Below are 17803 nucleotides of genomic sequence, written 5' to 3' on the forward strand. Positions count from 1 at the left end.
TGCTTCTGTATGCCTATGTAATGAATGGAAGCTTCTGCGCACGGTATAACAAAAAATATCGCGATCGCGACCTACGGTCGCTTCCAAAAAAGAACCCCGCTTGAAAAAGCGGGGTTCGTCATCAATCTGAGCCCGCGATAATCGCGGGCTATTTATTTATGTAAAGTTAACCAGTTAATGCATAGCGTGTTGAGAAGCGGACAAACCGCTCACTATCGTCAGCTGGCTGAGAGTCGTATTGGTCTTATTAAATTGCTGTTCAAGTTTCTGCTGTTTACGCAAAAGTTTCTGCTGCTTATCGACCGTCTTCTTCAGCTTTTTGAAGTACTTCTTCTGCTTCTTAGCCTGCTTCTTGGCTTGTTTAAGCTCAGACTTACTGAGCTTAGATTGACCGTGTAATGGTTCACTAGACACCAGGTGATCAGTCAACAGAGTTTCAGTCTGTTGAGGTAAAACACTTTTATCTTCTACCACGACCGTCACGTCGGGATTAACCGCTTGCAGCGTCATTGGCTTACACAATAGATTTTTATCTTGTGATACACGAGCACATGAACGACAGAGGTATTTTGGCGCTGCGACAATACGTTGAATATCACTTAACTGCTGATCAATATCATGACGATTCAATTTACATAAGCGCTTACTCATACAACCACCTCAGCAAGAATACGAATTATTATTACTAAGATATACATGTAGTATGCGCTTAGCGCAAGCGCAAAGTGTATCGAGATGGTACAGAGGTGATAATTAACTCATTGACGCCTTTACGTAGACATCAAAACGATTTTTCTTAGTCTCTATCGCCATACTGGGTTTTTGGTTATCTAGCCATTCTGCATAGTCAGGACGTTTTACCACAACGCGTTTTGTTGCCAATGCCAACGCTGGTTGCAAGAGCGAATCAGCATCATTATCAGCGCCAACTAGTGACTGAAACACGCGCATTTCTTTTTTCACTAACGCGCTTTTCTTTTTGTTCTCTGGGTGAGGATACATTGGGTCAAGATAGACCACATCTGGCGCGTTAAAATCTGGATCATTAACCAAATCGCTGAGTGCGTTATGACTTGATGCATGCACAAGAGACATGCGCTCTGAAACCCACTCACCAATTTCAGCATCTTGCTTCGCTCGCGCAAGACCATCATCGAGCAGCGCTGCAACAACTGGATGACGCTCAACCATTTGCACTTTACAGCCGAGTGATGCGAGAACAAATGCGTCACGCCCTAACCCCGCCGTTCCATCAAGCACGGTTGGTGTGGCGCCTTTATTTAAGCCTGCTGCTTTTGCGATTGCTTGCCCTTTACCGCCACCAAATTTACGACGATGCGCCACGGCGCCTGAGACTAAGTCGACATAAATCGCACCCAGTTTAGGCTCATCTAGCTTACGCAGTTCAAGTCGCTGTTCGGTCAACACTAAAGCAAACACGCTCTGCTCATCGTGCAGTAACCCCCAACGAGCTGCAATTTCATTTAGACGTTCAGTTTGTGTTAGGTCTTCACACACAAGTTGTAGTTGCAAAAGCGGGCTCCATTAAAGCGCAAAAGAAAGGGGCGAAGTGTAGCGAATTTTATCACTCGCTACTATGTTCTACAGTCCTTGTTTCATGCATTAATTCATCGACTAAATCCGCCAAGGGCATCGGTTTTCCAATAAAGTATCCCTGAGCGTAATCAACGCCTAGGTCCAGAAGGCGATCTATAATCTGCGGATTTTCCACAAATTCCGCCACTGTCTGTTTACCCATTTTTTTCGCTAAGTCATTAATAGAGCGGACCATTAAGTGATCCATTTCATCACTATCCATGTCGCGGACAAATAAACCATCTATCTTGACGATATCGACAGGCAACTTTTTCAGATACCCAAATGAAGATAAACCTGAACCAAAGTCATCTAAAGCAATTAAACAGCCAAGCTGCTTAAGTTGCGTAAAGAGCTTAATCGCTTGGTTCATGTTACTCATTGCCGCAGTTTCAGTAATCTCAAGGCAAATTTTTTCGCATGGCACTTTACTGTTGCTCAGGATCTCAATAAGAAAAGTCACGAACTCTTGATTTCCCATCGACTGCCCTGACAAATTTATCGAACAGAGAGCAAGGTTATCTAGCAATTCCGGATGACTTTCAAACCACTCCAAAGTTTGGCGAATAACTTGGCGATCAAGCCAATGAGCAATGTTGTAACGCTCTGAAGCTGGCATGAAAATACCAGGAGAAATATAGTCACCATCAGAGTTACGAATACGCACGAGAACTTCAAAATGCATTCGCTTATCACTGCCATTTAAACCGATAATTTTTTGAGCAAATAACTCAATACGGTTATCCGCTAACGCACTGTGAACCAAGTTCACGCAACTCATTTCCATTTCTCTTTGACGCAGGTCTTCGTCACTAGAAGAATAGAGGTTGTATCTATTTCGCCCTTCTTCTTTTGCTGCATGACACGCGGTATCGGCTTGAGCATGCACCATTTGAGGAGAGGTAGCAGTATGATCAATTAAACGGATACCGATAGAACAAGTGAGGTTGAGCCTTATATCTTGCCAAATAAACTGATGTTCGTTCATCATTGCAATGATGGAGCGAGCAATGTTCTTAGCGTCTCGTTCAGTACAATCTTTCACGAGTATGGCAAACTCATCCCCTCCCATACGAGCGAGGATTGCTTTGTATGGCAACACATCTTGCAGTAGGCTCGCGCAAAATTGAATGGCAGCATCTCCTGTCTCATGGCCAGCCGTATCATTTAAGACTTTTAATTGGTCCAGATCCAGATAGAGCATCGCATGAATTCTGGTATGGCTCTCCACCTCTTTAAGTGCTTTTTCAAGTTCCATTTCAAAGTGGTTACGATTGAAGGTGTCCGTTAGTAAATCGTACTGAGCTTGATAAGCCAGTTGCTTCGCTAATAGACGCATCTCAGTCACATCTTCAGCGACAATAAGTAAGTGACCACTTTCAACAAGAGGCCTAATATTTTCACGCAACCATAGTGAATGCCCATCTCGATGGCGGAACTCAACTTCTCGGCGCCACACTCCTTTAAGAGCCTGCTTAGGCTGTAACAATACTTGGCGAGGAATAGTGGTATTCTCGTCAACGTAAAAATCTTTGAGACGGTGGCCAAGTAGCTCTTTTTCATGGTAACCCAACAACTGCTCAGCAAAACTGTTTACCCTCTGAATGCGATTCTTATCATCAAGAGTAATCATCATCACCGGCTGCTGGTTATAGTAATAACTTAACGTCGTTTCACGTTCGAACAGACGCTCTTCAGTTAGCTTTCTCGACGTAATATCTCGCGCTTCGAGAAGTACCCGATGCGTGATGTCTCTATAGCTCGGCAATACACGTAAAGAAAGCTCCAAAACCATAGCCCCATGATCTGGGTGGTATACTTCCACTTCAAACTGGCTGACTGAGTTAGGAGCGCTTTGTAGGAAATAGTCTTTAATGCGCTCTGCCGCTTCGCTCTGCCAATGCCTGTAGTTCCAAATAGGTCGATCACTGATCGCATCATCCTGATAAAGGATACTTTGTAGTTTACTGTTGGTAGATGTTAAGTGACCTGTTTGGTCCAAAATACCAATAAAGTGATAACTTTGGTCAAAAACCATTTCAATCATGGTTTGGTTGTCTCGAGCTACTTGCTCACTTTTCTTTAGCCTACTCAGGTAGTAAACCAAGCTTACGATAACTACTATCAGGCCAAAAAGTACGCCAACTACAATGCGGATCTCATCGTTATAACGTTGAGCAAAAGCTTGAGGTTTGTTGATAAATTCAGCGGTTAACTCGCTATCAGTACCTAGCTGCCACTTAAGTAGCTCTTGGTAATCTAGCTTAATCTCTTGTGCACCCGTCTCAACAGCGGGTAATGGCGTACCGTCACTGGCTTGTAGTGTTGCTATCAACATCTTAGCCACTTGCTGGCCGTGCATACGACCATTTTGCATCACGCCCCCAATAGCGCCCAGCCCAAGTCCTAAATCGTGAACCATATAGATTGGAGCGCCCGAGACTTGCGTGAGTCTTTGCAAATCATAGGATGACGTCACTCTACCTTGACCATCGCGGTAGAATATCGCGAGTATCACACTCGATGTTTGATCCAACTGTTCGATAAATTTCAGCAAATCATCAAACGAACTCGGTACAACCTGCTCAACTTTTTGCTGCCAGTCACTATGCACGCTAAGCAACCTCGCTACTTGGCGATGAACGGAGCCCCCTGTTTTGGAGTGATCGGTAATGACATAGATTTTTTTTCCATCCGGTTGAATACGATCAATCAGGCTGAAGTTGGAAAGAAAATCGATATTTTCAGTGACCCCTGTTGCGTTTAGACCTTGGTGCATTTGTGGCTGATAGTGGTTAATACCACCAAATAAGACTGGCGTATCTCCAAGCTCAGGTGCTAATCGACGCATCAAGTCCAGAGCATTGTTGTCACTGACGATGATGGCTGAGTAACGCTCCTGACTAAACTTAGTCTGATAAAGACGATATAGTTGCTCTAGATACTCTTCACTCTGTAGACGTTTGGTATCCAAATACAAAACGCGCCTGCTTATTTCAGTCGAGTCTAAAACTTCATCTAAACCTTGTTGGAAGTTATCCGTCCAAAAAAAACCTTGGTGATATGAGTGGATTACAAGTACGTCTTTACTGTTTGCGAGAGCAAAAGAACTGAAAAAACAGATAAATATAGTGAGACCAAAACGCACTTTTTAATGCTCTTTTTAGAGGAAATGTTTCAATCATAGTAACATTGTTGGTGCAAATTTGTACTCAACTCTAGCTTAAGAGCTGAACAATATAGGAAAATTTATGCAAGTTCACGCGAACAAATTGGACGACCTAGATAAAGCCATACTTAAAACTCTGATGGCCGATGCGCGAACACCTTACGCCGAAATGGCCAAGAAATATAATGTTAGCCCCGCAACGATTCATGTACGCATTGAAAAAATGAAAGCGGCGCAAGTAATTCAAGGCACCGAAGTTATCGTCGACAGCAAAAAACTCGGCTACGATGTGTGCTGTTTTATTGGTATCAACCTCAATGCCGCCCGTGATTATCACTCTGCACTTGAGAAGTTAAACGCTCTGGAGGAAGTGGTTGAAGCTTACTACACCACAGGGGCTTATAACATCTTCGTTAAACTCATGTGCCGTTCAATCGAAGAGCTCCAGTATGTATTGATAGATAAACTACAAGCCATCGATGAAGTGCAATCTACAGAAACACTAATCTCATTGCAAAATCCCATCAATCGCAATGTTAACCCATAAAAAAAGCTCGCCATCGGCGAGCTTTTTATAATCTGTTTAGCGTGAAGCTAAATATTCTTTTAACTCTTCAACAGAAATGCCCTGCTCTGAAATCTGTTTTGCCAGCAGGTCAACTTGCTCATCTTTACGTGAAGCAATCACTTGTTGAAAGTGGTAAACGATATCTCTCAGAATTGGCAGCGGTACTTGTTTCGCTGCGCTTTGAATGCGCTCGCCACTTTGGTTGCCTAGTTCATTAAGCAATTTACCAAACATAACTTTTTCTGGAGAACTATCCAGTTGCTCCAATAATCGAGCCATCTCGTACGTCGTTAGAGACATGTTTTATTAAAATCCACCAGTTAAAAAATGAAAGGCTAAATATACACCGTTTTTGTATCTTGGCATAGGCACTCGCTAATTCTAACCTTGTATTACACCAATTAGTGCGAAACAACCTGATGCCATGCTCTTGCAGGTTTGGTAAACAGAACGAAAAACCAAGGCAAAACGATCAACATTTGTATTGCGATCATTACTTTGGGTTCTAAACCGGTAAGTTGCACAAGGCCAATCACCAATCCTGAACCACTCATCTGAAACAAACCTAACAACGCTGCTGCCGTACCCGCTTTATCACCAAATGGAGCAAGAGCCTTGCCCGCTGCTGCGCCAAGAATCCAGGCAAAGCCAATCGATGAAAGAAACACTGGAAGCATGAAGGCAAGCGGGCTAGCAATGTCGGCTAACGCTAACATCAATACACCTGCCACCATCAAAATAGCCAAGCCAATTAACAGTGTAGCTCGCGTGCCTAATCTATCCATACATTTTGGCGCCGTCATACTTGCCGTGATATTTAACGCAGCATTGATGCCAAACCAAAACGTAAACTGGTTCATATCTAGCCCTAGCTCGCCCATCAATACCACGGGTGCAGAAGTCACATACGCAAGAATAACCGCCATCGCTAACATACACAGACTCGCATGGAACAAGAATGAAGGGGTTTGTAAAATATCCAAGTAACGACTTAGACGGAACACCGGCTCTTTACTTGTCTGTGGGTTGGTCTCTTTCATGCTAGTGAACAACAAAGCAAAGACAACCAAGGCATATAGCGCCATAAAACTGAAGTTACTGCGCCAGCCAAACTGCTGTGTTAACCAACTACCTAAAATAGGCGCTAAAGCGGGAATAAAACAGATCGCCCCATTAAGATAACTGATCATTCGTCCGCTCTTTTCCGGACCAAATAGATCGCGAACTGTTGCAAAGGCTGCTACCGATGTCGCGCACGCACCTAAGCCTTGTAGCATACGAGCAACCAGCATCCACTCAATGTTTTGAGCTCCCCACGCCAATAGAGCGCTCAAACCGTAAATACTAATGCCACCCAATGCAACAGTTCGACGTCCGAGTTTATCCGCCAAGGGACCAGCAAATAACTGACCAACGCCCATGGCAAATAAGAACCAAGTAATCGTTCCTTGAGTTAATGCATGTTCCACGTGAAACGCTTCAGACATCAAAGGCAGCGCAGGTAAGTAAATATCGATCGCCAACGGGCTGAATAACACGAGGAGTGTCAAAAGTGCCATTTGAGACTTTGAAGGAGTGTATGAAGTATGCATTGAAACAACTAAACGATTAACTAATGAAATTGGCGCTAGTCTAAGTTAGGCTAGATATTACTTCCAATGACATTAAATCATCACAGTTATTCTAATCGAGAATATCATGAATATAGAAAAACTTGCGCGTATAGATTTAAACTTGCTGGTCTGTCTTAAAGTTCTTTTAGAAGAGCTCAATGTCACTCGGACAGCAAGTCGCCTCTGCCTCTCACAGTCAGCGGTGAGCAAGAACCTGGCAAAGCTAAGAACCCAATTTGATGATCCACTTTTTATCCGAACATCTCATGGTTTAACCGCGACACCCAAAGCGCTCTTTCTGAAACCCAAGCTCGATAATTTGATTCATCAATTAGAGATACTGACGCAACCGGAACAATTCACGCCAGACTCGAGTGATTACCGATTTCAGATTGCTGCAGTAGAAAGTGTCTACCCACTGATCTTGCCGCACTTCTTACCACACATTTTTAAGCAAGCGCCGAATGTCACCATCAGTACTCATCCATGGAATGAGCAAACTTTTCCCTTAATGCAGCGTGGTGAAATCGATTTGGGCATCACAGGCAAAGATATCGACATTAATGATGCCAAGCTCACCATGCTGCCACCCAGTGATATCTGCGAGCAGGAAATCTATCGTGATAATCAAGTCTGTTTGATTCGCAACAACCACCCCGCGTTAAGCCAACCATGGAACCTAAAGAACTACCTCAAGCAGCGCCACGTACAAGTTCGTTGTGACGGTAACGACCGTTGGTTACTTGATTATCGCCTTGCTGACATGGGATGCGAGCGTGATATTGCGATTACCGTTCCTGACTTTAACAGCGCGGCAAGTTTATGTAGCTATACAGATTTCATCTTCACCGCGCCAAGCCACTTTATTCAGCTAGCCGCAAAGCAGCTTAACTTAACCGTTTTACCTCTTCCGATGGAGTTCCCACCTATGGCATACACTTTGTTTTGGCATCGTGACCGTGAGAATGACCCAGCTCTGTCATGGCTACGAACCATGATTCGCGATAAAACCGACGCGTTAAGATAACCTCTTTGAAGGTTATTCTAGTAGGAATAACCAGCAGACAAAAATATGCCTGAGCTAACGTTTGCAGCACTGGACTAAAAAGAGTAGCTTATTCTGCAATGTCGTAACTGTAGTGCGACCACCACTAATTGAAGGATTAAAACGATGCTTACAACTACTGAACAGCGTTTGAATGCCATTAGAGAATGGCTTGTTCAGCATAACCTTGATGCTTTACTGGTTCCTCACGAAGATGAATACTTGGGTGAATATGTTCCAGCGCACAATGAACGCCTTCACTGGCTAACAGGTTTTACCGGTTCTGCAGGCGTCGCAGTCATCACTCGCGAAAAAGCGGCAATTTTTGTTGATGGTCGCTATACAGTGCAAGTCACCAAACAAGTACCTGCAGAGCTGTTCGAATATCGCCACCTAATCAATGAACCGGCCTTGGATTGGGTAACTGAGCAAGTTGCCGTTGGCGGCAAAGTGGCGATTGACCCTCGCATGCACAATGGTGCTTGGCTAGAGGGTGCACAAGCGAAGCTAGCGAAAAATCACCAACTAGAAATTCTTAACAGCAATCCAATTGATGAACTTTGGTCTGATCGACCTGCGCCAGTGCTTTCAGATGTGCGTCTAATGCCAACTGAATCTGTTGGTCAATCAAGCCAAGAGAAACGCCATGAGATTGCAGCACTAGTTGCGAAGCAAGGCGCAGACAGCGCAGTGATTACCGCTCTCGATTCAATTTGTTGGTTACTCAACATTCGTGGTTTAGATGTATCACGTCTTCCAGTTCTGCTTTCTCATGCGATTTTGCACGCTAACGGAAACGTAGAGTTCTTCTTAGACCCTACTCGTATTCCAGCCGAGTTTGCCACGCACGTTGGCGCAGGTGTTTCTGTTTATCATCCAGAACAATTACAAGCTCAACTAGAAGCACTGAATGGTAGCAAGGTCCTTGTTGACCCGGCGACAAGTAACGCTTGGGTGAAACTGGTACTGCAAAATTCAGGCGCTCAAGTGATTAGTGCAGCTGATCCATGTCTGATGCCAAAAGCCGCCAAAAACGCAACTGAGATTGCAGGCATGAAAGCGTGTCACATTCGTGATGGCGTCGCGATGGTGCAATTCCTGAGTTGGCTAGATAGTGAAGTAGCGCAAGGTAAGCTACATAACGAAGCCGTGTTGGCAGACAAGCTAGAATCAATTCGTCGTCAAGACCCTACGCTAATGGACCTAAGCTTTGACACCATTTCAGCTGCAGGTAGTAACGCTGCGATGTGTCACTACAACCATGAGAACCAACCTGAGCCAGGACAGCTCACCATGGATAGCTTGTACTTAGTGGATTCAGGCGGTCAGTATCTTGATGGTACCACTGACATTACGCGTACTATCGCGATTGGACAGCCAAGTGCAGAAATGATTAAGCAATTTACCCTCGCTCTAAAAGGTCACATCGGTGTCGCCCGTGCACGCTTCCCACAAGGCACGCGTGGCTATCAAATCGACACGCTTGCTCGTCAACATCTATGGGCGGAAGGCTTCGATTATGACCATGGTACTGGTCATGGTGTCGGTCACTTCCTCAGTGTACATGAAGGCCCTGCTAGCATATCCAAGCGACAAATTGATGTGCCGCTTGTAGAAGGTATGGTGCTTTCTAATGAGCCGGGCTACTACCGTGCAGAACAGTTTGGTATTCGTATTGAGAACTTAGAGCTGGTTGTTGAACTTCCAACCCAAGGCGATTTCTCAGTGCTAACCTTTGAGTCGCTAACACGTTGTCCAATCGATCTACGTAATATCGATGTCAACCTACTGACTCGTCCGGAACTCGCTTGGCTGAACGACTACCATGAAAAAGTATGGCAAGACCTCAACCAACTGATTAATGATGAACCAGCCAAGCAATGGCTGCTTGAAGCAACTCGCGCACTCAGTCACTAAGCCAAACAGTGAATAGCTAACCGCATAATCAGTCGGTCATCGATAAACAAAAGGCTCCCGCGGGAGCCTTTTATGTTTCACGTGAAACATACGGATGATTAACCAGAGTATGCCGAATGCCAATCGCGCCATACAGGATCGAACCCTTTACTGCGTATCATCGCTTCAACGGTTGCGGCACTGCGTTCATCACTAATTTCAAATTGCTCTAACTCTGCTTCTTGCATCGCGTAACCTCCCGGCTGGGTTTTTGAAGCCGCCGATAGACTCGTGATACCGAGAGGTAACACATTATCCCGAAAGGCTTCACTCTCGCGGGTCGACAACGAAAGTTCTACTTCTGGATTCAACAGACGATAAGCACAAATCAACTGCACTAACTGCTTGTCACTCATCAACGACTTAGGCTGCAAACTTCCGGCGCAAGGTCGTAGACGAGGAAAAGATATCGAATACCGTGTCTGCCAATAGGTTCGCTCTAAATAATCAAGGTGCGCGGCAACGTAGAAACAATCGGTTCGCCAATCTTCTAATCCAATCAAAGCGCCAATACCAATCTTATCAATCCCCGCCTTAGCTAGCCGATCGGGCGTTTCGAGACGAAACTCAAAGTTGGTTTTATTGCCCCGTAGATGATGCTGTGCGTAAGTCGAAGGATGATAGGTTTCTTGATAGACCATTACCGCATCAAGACCTAAGCTTTTAAGCTCAGCGTACTCATGCTGCTTTAACGGCTGAACTTCCATCGCAAGATAATTAAAGTGCGGTTTAATCAGTGGAAGCATTTGGCGAAAGTAATTCATACCGACTTTCGTTTCATGCTCACCGGTCACCAATAATACGCTATCGAACTTCATCGCTTTAATGGCATCAATTTCCGCGCGGATCTCTTGTTCATTCAATGTGCGACGTTTAATGCGATTCTCCATTGAGAAACCGCAATAAGTGCACGCATTAGCACACAGATTAGAGAGATAAAGCGGGATATATAACGACATGGTGTTACCAAATCGCTTACGCGTTAACGCCAAGGACGCTTGTGCCATCTGCTCTAAGTAAGGTTCCGCCGCGGGGGATATCAGCGCCTTAAAGTCTTCAAGATCACGCTTAGATTTGCTCAATGCGCGTTCAACATCGTCAGAGGTTTTACTCAAAATAGACAGTGAAATATCATCCCAATTGAGTTGATTGAATTGCTGCAAAAAACTCATCACTAGCCTCACGAATCAAGAAATGCGGTTAACGGGCTCGATGCAATGGCATGAGAAACCTGCCCAGCCAATCCAGCTTGATAAGCTATTCGCCCAGATTCAACCGCTAACTTGAAAGCCTGTGCCATCGCCACAGGTTGCTGCGCAGCAGCGATTGCAGTATTGACCAACACGGCATCCGCGCCCATTTCCATTGCAAGCGCCGCATGAGATGGCGCGCCAATTCCAGCATCAACAATCACCGGGATTCGAGCTTGATCGATGATAATTTCAAGAAAATCGCGCGAGGCGATCCCTTTGTTTGAACCAATAGGAGCACCAAGTGGCATTACCGCAGCGCACCCTACCTCTTCTAGACGCTTGCACAACACGGGATCGGCATGACAGTAAGGTAGAACAACAAAGCCATCACGCACCAGTTGTTCTGCCGCTTTTAGCGTCTCGATGGGATCGGGCATCAAATACTTGGGATCTGGGTGTATTTCTAACTTGAGCCAATTGGTCCCTAACGCTTCACGAGCTAGATGAGCAGCGAAAATGGCATCTTGAGCATTCTTCGCACCGGAAGTATTGGGCAGCAAATTGACTCCAGCTGCGACCAGAGGCTGCAAAATATCATCTTGCTTGTCATTAATATCAACCCGCTTTAACGCCATGGTTGCGAGTTGGGAGCCAGAGGCGCGAATCGCTTGTGCCATCACTTCACTATTGGCAAATTTTCCCGTCCCAGTAAAAAGTCTCGAATCAAAACGCTTATCGGCAATGGTTAAAGTTGAAATAGAACTCATGATTAGCCCCCTGCTATCGCTTGAAAAAGTGAAATCGCATCGCCTTGATTTACTATCGTGGTCGACCATTCACTTTTGAGAATCACTTGATTATTGATTGCGAATACGCAGCCTTCGGCAGGCAGTTCAAGTTGATCAATTATCTGACCAAGGTGGCTATCGCCGACCACCACTTGCGTCTGTTGATTGATCGTAATGGTGATATTAGCTGTGTTTGGTTGAGTCATGGATGACTTCCTCCGCCAGTGCACCGCATACGGAACAATGGCTATCTTGTGAGATATTGATGGTCTGCCAAAGCATAGTTTTGCCGTTAAAGAGATGGATTTGACCGGTCGCAACTAAGAACTTCCCAAGCGCGAGTTTCTGTATCGCAGCCAACGCTTGATAGTTACCCAACGTGCCGATCACAGGTCCTAAAACTCCGGATTCGCTGCAACTCTGCGCTTGGGCTAACTCGTCAAATGGATAAAGACAGCGATAACAACCTTGCCCTTGTTGATAGTCAAAAACAGTAAACTGCCCTTGCCAACCTATTGCTGCTGAGGAAATTAACGGTGTCTTTTGCTGAAAGCAGACCCGATTGACTAACTGTCGCGTCGCTAAGTTATCACTACAATCAAGGACAACATCAGCCAACATCACTTCCAAACTCAGTTGCGATTCCTCCATACGACGCGTGATGCTGCGTAACTGAACGTCGGAATTTAACTCCGACAATTGGCGAGAAATTGCGTTGACTTTACAACTGTTCAAATCATAGCTTCGATACGCTACTTGCCGATGTAGGTTACTGACTTCAACGTTGTCATCATCGACCAAGACCAAACGGCCCACGCCTGCGCCAGCCAAATACAGTGCCGCAGCACTGCCTAAACCACCACAGCCAATAACCAATACGTGCGATTGAAGTAAACGCTGTTGACCAATCTCACTGATATCAGGTAGAGCAACTTGACGCTGGTAGCGAATAAACTGTTCATCCGTCAACATCCATCACCTCCTCTACCAACAATGCTTTATCTCGCATAATCTGTTCGAATTGGCCTATTACCTCTTGGGGTGATTCCGCGAGAGTGAGCGCTCTGACAACCGCTAGGCTGGTCACGCCACAACGCCAAACCAATGCCGCGTTGGAGGTATCGATACCACCGATTGCGACGGTTGGATAACCAAAATTCTGCCTAGCGTTCCCATGACTCACATTAGGAATGCTATTTATCAAGGTCTGGTATAGCGCTAATCTGACCAACCCTTGTGGCTTTGAAGGCATCTGTTTGGTGGTTGTAGGGAATATATGCCCTAATGCGATGTAACTCGGCTTAAGCTGAACTATCCTTAATAACTCATAGTAACCATGAGTCGATAAACCTAGTCGAATGTCGGCACTGCGCAATTGAGAGATGTTAGATGCCTCCAGATCTTCCTGACCCAGATGCACACCATAGGCGCGATGCTTGATCGCCAATTGCCAATAATCATTAATAAACACTTGCGCGTGATACTGTTTGCCGAGTTCAATCGCAGCTTTGATTTGCTGTTCCAGATTCTGAGTATCGGCATCTTTAATCCTTAACTGAAGGGTCTTAATGCCCAATTCAAGTAAGGTTGTTACCCAATCAAGACTATCAACCACGGGGTACAAACCGAGCTTGGTCTCATCGACAGGGCTAAATTGGCCTATTTCAGACCCGGCATTCCAACCAACCGAAATACCAAGTCTTTCGTGTTCAAGGACTGGTAAGGGAAAGTCATCATACTCACTCGGCCATGTTTCACGTGAAACATGCATCTTGCCACGAGCAAGAGTCAACGCATCTTCCAGAGGAAAATCGAGGCTAAGTAATGCGATTATCCAAGCAAAATGATGGCTAGATTCGACCAATCTTGGGTCGGTCTGATAGCCAATCGCGCGGGTTTCACGATTGTCTGCGTGCACCCAAATATCTAGCCAATCAGTCCCATCCTCAATACCGTGATAAACCGATTGTTCATCAATAGGTAAACTCACCTGACTACTGCGATAGTGAATATAACGATGACAATCTGTTGGTGAACATGACCAGAGATCACTACCGATAACGAGTTCTGATTGCTCGGTTTTGATTAACAGATACTGAGTTGGACTAACACCCAACTCAATATTATCGATTGCCAAACCTTGCTGTTTGGCTAACAAAAGAGCCTGTTGAATCTCACCGGTTAACTCAATCTTACTCGATGGAACCAGTATAGAGACCATCATTACTCAGCCTCTGTACTGACCGCTGGGTGATAGAGCTCAGAACCAGTCGCTAGAAACTCAGCCGATTTCTGTCGCATACCTTCTAATGGATCATCAAGCATTTTTATCTCTATAGCTTGATCGGCCGCGACCTGTGCGGTGTCCTTAGCGTATTCACGCACCTCTTGCGAAATCTTCATCGAGCAGAATTTAGGGCCACACATTGAGCAAAAATGGGCAACCTTACCTGATTCTTGCGGCAAGGTTTCATCATGGAAACTGCGCGCTGTTTCCGGATCGAGAGATAGGTTAAATTGGTCTTCCCAGCGGAACTCAAAGCGTGCTTTCGACAGGGCGTTATCGCGCACTTGTGCTCCCGGATGGCCTTTTGCCAAATCCGCAGCATGGGCAGCCAATTTATAAGTAATAAGGCCAGTCTTAACATCATCCTTGTTTGGTAACCCAAGGTGCTCTTTCGGCGTGACATAACACAGCATGGCACAGCCATACCAGCCAATCATCGCCGCACCAATACCCGAAGTAATATGATCATAGCCTGGGGCAATATCAGTCGTAAGTGGACCTAAGGTATAAAAAGGCGCTTCATGACAATGTTCAAGCTGCTCTTCCATATTTTCTTTGATCATGTGCATTGGCACATGGCCCGGACCTTCAATGATCACTTGCACATCATATTCCCAAGCGATCTTGGTAAGCTCTCCAAGCGTTCTAAGTTCAGCAAACTGCGCTTCATCGTTGGCGTCTGCGATTGAACCAGGACGAAGCCCATCACCAAGTGAAAGCGCAACATCATACTTAGCGCAGATCTCACAAATTTCACGGAAGTGGGTATAAAGGAAGCTTTCTTGATGATGAGCTAAACACCATTTAGCGATGATAGAACCACCACGAGAGACAATGCCAGTCACACGTTTTGCTGTCATCGGTACGTAACGAAGCAACAGGCCAGCATGAATAGTAAAGTAGTCGACCCCCTGCTCGGCTTGCTCAATCAGTGTGTCACGCATCACTTCCCAATTAAGGTTCTCAGCAATACCATTCACTTTTTCTAACGCTTGGTACATTGGCACCGTACCAATAGGAACTGGACTGTTACGCAAAATCCATTCTCGAGTTTCATGAATATTACGCCCAGTCGACAGGTCCATAACCGTATCACCACCCCAGCGTGTTGACCAAACCAGCTTCTCAACTTCTTCTTCGATTGACGAAGTCACTGAAGAGTTGCCGATGTTAGCGTTCACTTTAACTAGGAAGTTACGGCCAATAATCATTGGCTCCGATTCTGGATGGTTGATGTTAGAAGGAATGATAGCGCGCCCTTCAGCGACCTCTTTACGTACAAACTCAGGGGTAATATCTTTGGGTAGATTCGCACCAAAACTTTGCCCAGGATGCTGCTGAGTAAGAACTTCATCGCGATAGCGAGCACGTCCCATGTTCTCGCGCAAAGCGATGTACTCCATTTCAGGAGTAATAAGCCCCTGACGAGCATAGTGGAGTTGAGTCACACATTTACCACTTTTAGCACGTCTTATACGTGGTAGATTGCCGTAGCGAAGCTCATCGAGAGTTTCATCGGCTAAACGCTCTTTGGTATAAACGGAGCTAACATCATCCAAAACTTCGGTATCACTGCGCTCTTCGATCCATTGCTCACGAAGCTTAGGTAAGCCACTATAAAGGTCGATTTGGTGTTCAGGATCGGTGTAGAGACCAGAAGTATCATATACACGAATAGGCTCGTTAGATTCAAATACAGGCGCTTCTTTGGTGCCTCCGACTAGGCTATCTGCCAAAGATATTTCGCGCATTGGTACTCGAATATCAGGACGGGAACCCTCAACATACACCTTATGTGAATTTGGATAAGGTTGTACTGAGAGAGTATCAATAAACTGTTTAGCTTCCAGTCTTGCTTGCTTGCGACTCGACATAGCATTTTTCCTTGCTCATTTTTTTATAAACGTATGGGATAAAAATGCTTGGCGGAACGATATGACAAGAGGTATCGAAAATTAGGTTGTAGCAACCTAAACACAACATCGATATGTTGATAGGTACACTAGGATGATAGAAACATCCCTAGCTATAATATCTTCTCCTGTTCCCTTCGCAGATTCTAATCTGATCAGGTTCAACGGATCCCGAATTAACGGTCTCAGCCAAATGGCACTCCGACAAGTGATGCAATTATAAGCAATTGACAGGTCTAAACCAAGCCGACCTGTACAAAAATATTTAAATTTTTGTTAAGACTTAATCAGTAATTGAAAACCTAACCACGCCGCTGAGATGCTCAAAAAGACATTGAGTAACACATTTAAGCCCATCTTAAAGAATGCGCCCTGTTGCATCAGCAGTACATTGTCCATTGAGAACGTAGAGAATGTGGTTAACGCACCAAGGAAACCAAGACCGATAATTTGTCGCCAAGGTTCAATCGACACTATTTCACTTTCAAATGCCGCAATCAGTAGTCCCATAATAAATGAGCCCACAACGTTAACAGTGAGTGTGCCGTAAGGAAAACCTCGACCCAACAGCGCAACACAAAGCTCTGAGACAAGATAGCGAGAACACGCACCAAAAGCGCCACCAAGAGCAATAAAACCTAAAATGGAAAGCTGTCCCATAAATCCCCCAAAACTGTAAGTGGCTATATTGTAGCCATAACCTACAAAATTTCGAGTCTACAAACTAAATATTCACCCCATAAAAGCTAACAGATTGAAAAAGTTACAGTAGTCACTTTAATCGATAACGGAGTTTGGAACGCTGCGCTACGGATGCGGGAAAACGGACGTGGGAATGGAGAACGCAGCGCTACAGATACGGGAAAAGAGCAAGAGCAAGAGCAAGAGCAAGAGCAAGAGCAAGAGCAAGAGCAAGAGCAAGAGCAAGAGCAAGGGAGTGTAGAGTTATGAATTGAGAGTCGAGAAGTACTCGTTGGAATATAGAATTAAAAAGACAGGTTAGAGATCGCTTCTTCAAAGTGAAGTATCGAAGAGACTGAACGTTCCCGCATCTCGGAACGAAGTGTTCCCGAAACGCAGTATCGCAGATACGGAGTGCTCTATTTACCCTCTCGAAGTGAAGCATCGAAGATGCTGAACGTTCCCGCATCTCGAAATGACGTATCAACGATACGGAATGTTCTCAAAGAGAGATATCTTAGATATCGAACGTTCTAATTTCGTTTCTAGCAGAAACGAAAAAGGCCCTGACCTAAGTCAGAGCCTTCGAATATGGCAGGGGTGGACAGGGCTGGCGATCCAGAGATTCGACCGGGCTTGCGCACAAGCTCCCAACACTTGCTTTGCAAAAGCAACAAATGCAAAAAAGCCCCGACATTTCTGTCGAGGCTTTCGAAGATGGCAGGGGTGGAGAGATTCGAACTCCCAACACGCGGATTTGGAATCCGCTGCTCTGCCAATTGGAGCTACACCCCTAAATTTGAACTACAGTTTATCACATTGTAGATTCAAAAAAACCTCGCAAAAGCGAGGTTTTCGAATAAGTGGCGGAGTGGACGGGACTCGAACCCGCGACCCCCGGCGTGACAGGCCGGTATTCTAACCAACTGAACTACCACTCCGCAGTGGAATACTTGTCGTCGCTGACAAGTGTTCAAAATTAAAGCCTGGCGAT

General features: G+C 45.3%; 16 protein-coding genes, 2 tRNA genes and 1 riboswitch. Of the genes, 4 read left to right on the forward strand and 14 right to left on the reverse strand.

Translation table 11 applies throughout. The features are described 5' to 3' along the window. Positions 1-174: 174 nt before the first annotated feature. The 3 genes from IRQ95_RS21300 to IRQ95_RS21310 all read right to left on the reverse strand — a co-directional run bounded on the left by IRQ95_RS21300 (position 175) and on the right by IRQ95_RS21310 (position 4744). Complete coding sequence (locus IRQ95_RS21300) at positions 175-651, reverse strand: hypothetical protein (protein WP_194439715.1); 477 nt, start codon at positions 649-651, stop codon at positions 175-177. 102 nt (positions 652-753) lie between these two features. Next, positions 754-1533 (reverse strand): class I SAM-dependent methyltransferase, encoded by a 780-nt coding sequence (locus tag IRQ95_RS21305; protein ID WP_194439717.1) that lies wholly within the window; start codon positions 1531-1533, stop codon positions 754-756. Between the two features lie 52 nt (positions 1534-1585). After that, entirely contained in the window at positions 1586-4744 is a 3159-nt protein-coding gene (locus IRQ95_RS21310; RefSeq protein ID WP_348541638.1) for an EAL domain-containing protein, read from the reverse strand. 103 nt (positions 4745-4847) lie between these two features. Between IRQ95_RS21310 and asnC the strand changes: the two genes are divergently transcribed. Further along, positions 4848-5312 carry a transcriptional regulator AsnC gene (asnC, locus tag IRQ95_RS21315; protein WP_194439720.1) on the forward strand — a complete coding sequence of 155 codons (465 nt, stop codon included), beginning with the start codon at positions 4848-4850 and terminating at the stop codon, positions 5310-5312. Positions 5313-5348: 36 nt separating this feature from the next. On the opposite strand, the gene tsrA is transcribed toward asnC, so the two are convergent. Together tsrA and IRQ95_RS21325 are read right to left on the reverse strand one after the other, a co-directional pair. Beyond that, positions 5349-5633, reverse strand: coding sequence for an H-NS-like global regulator TsrA (tsrA, locus tag IRQ95_RS21320; RefSeq protein ID WP_194439723.1), 285 nt, complete (start codon positions 5631-5633; stop codon positions 5349-5351). Positions 5634-5734: 101 nt separating this feature from the next. Further along, on the reverse strand, positions 5735-6925 hold the full coding sequence (locus tag IRQ95_RS21325; RefSeq protein WP_194439726.1) for a multidrug effflux MFS transporter: 1191 nt from the start codon (positions 6923-6925) through the stop codon (positions 5735-5737). A 106-nt stretch (positions 6926-7031) separates the two neighbouring features. On the opposite strand from IRQ95_RS21325, the gene IRQ95_RS21330 reads away from it, so the two are divergent. Both IRQ95_RS21330 and IRQ95_RS21335 read left to right on the forward strand, forming a co-directional pair. Next, positions 7032-7973 carry a LysR family transcriptional regulator gene (locus tag IRQ95_RS21330; protein WP_194439728.1) on the forward strand — a complete coding sequence of 314 codons (942 nt, stop codon included), beginning with the start codon at positions 7032-7034 and terminating at the stop codon, positions 7971-7973. Between the two features lie 144 nt (positions 7974-8117). Beyond that, positions 8118-9908 (forward strand): aminopeptidase P family protein, encoded by a 1791-nt coding sequence (locus IRQ95_RS21335; RefSeq protein ID WP_194439730.1) that lies wholly within the window; start codon positions 8118-8120, stop codon positions 9906-9908. A 98-nt stretch (positions 9909-10006) separates the two neighbouring features. Here IRQ95_RS21335 and thiH read toward each other — a convergent pair whose 3' ends face one another. From thiH to crcB, 7 genes are all read right to left on the reverse strand, one after another. Then, the gene (thiH, locus tag IRQ95_RS21340; protein ID WP_194439732.1) at positions 10007-11119 is read right to left on the reverse strand and encodes a 2-iminoacetate synthase ThiH; all 1113 of its coding nucleotides are present in this window, start codon (positions 11117-11119) and stop codon (positions 10007-10009) included. Positions 11120-11127: 8 nt separating this feature from the next. Continuing rightward, positions 11128-11907 (reverse strand): thiazole synthase, encoded by a 780-nt coding sequence (locus IRQ95_RS21345; RefSeq protein ID WP_194439735.1) that lies wholly within the window; start codon positions 11905-11907, stop codon positions 11128-11130. A 2-nt stretch (positions 11908-11909) separates the two neighbouring features. Then, entirely contained in the window at positions 11910-12134 is a 225-nt protein-coding gene (gene thiS, locus IRQ95_RS21350) for a sulfur carrier protein ThiS (protein ID WP_194439737.1), read from the reverse strand. After that, a complete protein-coding gene (locus tag IRQ95_RS21355) occupies positions 12112-12900 on the reverse strand; it encodes a HesA/MoeB/ThiF family protein (protein ID WP_194439739.1) in 789 nt (262 codons plus the stop codon). Before IRQ95_RS21355 ends, thiS begins: the two co-directional genes overlap by 23 nt. Further along, positions 12887-14152 (reverse strand): thiamine phosphate synthase, encoded by a 1266-nt coding sequence (locus tag IRQ95_RS21360; RefSeq protein WP_194439742.1) that lies wholly within the window; start codon positions 14150-14152, stop codon positions 12887-12889. Before IRQ95_RS21360 ends, IRQ95_RS21355 begins: the two co-directional genes overlap by 14 nt. Continuing rightward, positions 14152-16089, reverse strand: coding sequence for a phosphomethylpyrimidine synthase ThiC (gene thiC, locus IRQ95_RS21365; RefSeq protein WP_194439745.1), 1938 nt, complete (start codon positions 16087-16089; stop codon positions 14152-14154). Before thiC ends, IRQ95_RS21360 begins: the two co-directional genes overlap by 1 nt. Positions 16090-16243: 154 nt before the next feature. Next, positions 16244-16342: riboswitch (TPP riboswitch) on the reverse strand. Positions 16343-16404: 62 nt separating this feature from the next. Beyond that, entirely contained in the window at positions 16405-16788 is a 384-nt protein-coding gene (gene crcB / locus IRQ95_RS21370) for a fluoride efflux transporter CrcB (protein ID WP_194439747.1), read from the reverse strand. 153 nt (positions 16789-16941) lie between these two features. Here crcB and IRQ95_RS21375 point away from each other — a divergent pair, with 153 nt between their 5' ends. Then, a complete protein-coding gene (locus IRQ95_RS21375) occupies positions 16942-17079 on the forward strand; it encodes a hypothetical protein (RefSeq protein WP_194439749.1) in 138 nt (45 codons plus the stop codon). Positions 17080-17527: 448 nt separating this feature from the next. Here IRQ95_RS21375 and IRQ95_RS21380 read toward each other — a convergent pair. After that, positions 17528-17604, reverse strand: a tRNA-Trp gene (locus tag IRQ95_RS21380). 69 nt (positions 17605-17673) lie between these two features. Then, positions 17674-17750: transfer RNA gene (locus tag IRQ95_RS21385), tRNA-Asp, on the reverse strand. Between the last annotated feature and the right edge of the window lie 53 nt (positions 17751-17803).

The sequence above is a fragment of the Vibrio fluminensis genome (genome assembly GCF_015278125.1).
In the GTDB taxonomy this organism is placed as follows: Bacteria; Pseudomonadota; Gammaproteobacteria; order Enterobacterales; family Vibrionaceae; genus Vibrio; species Vibrio fluminensis.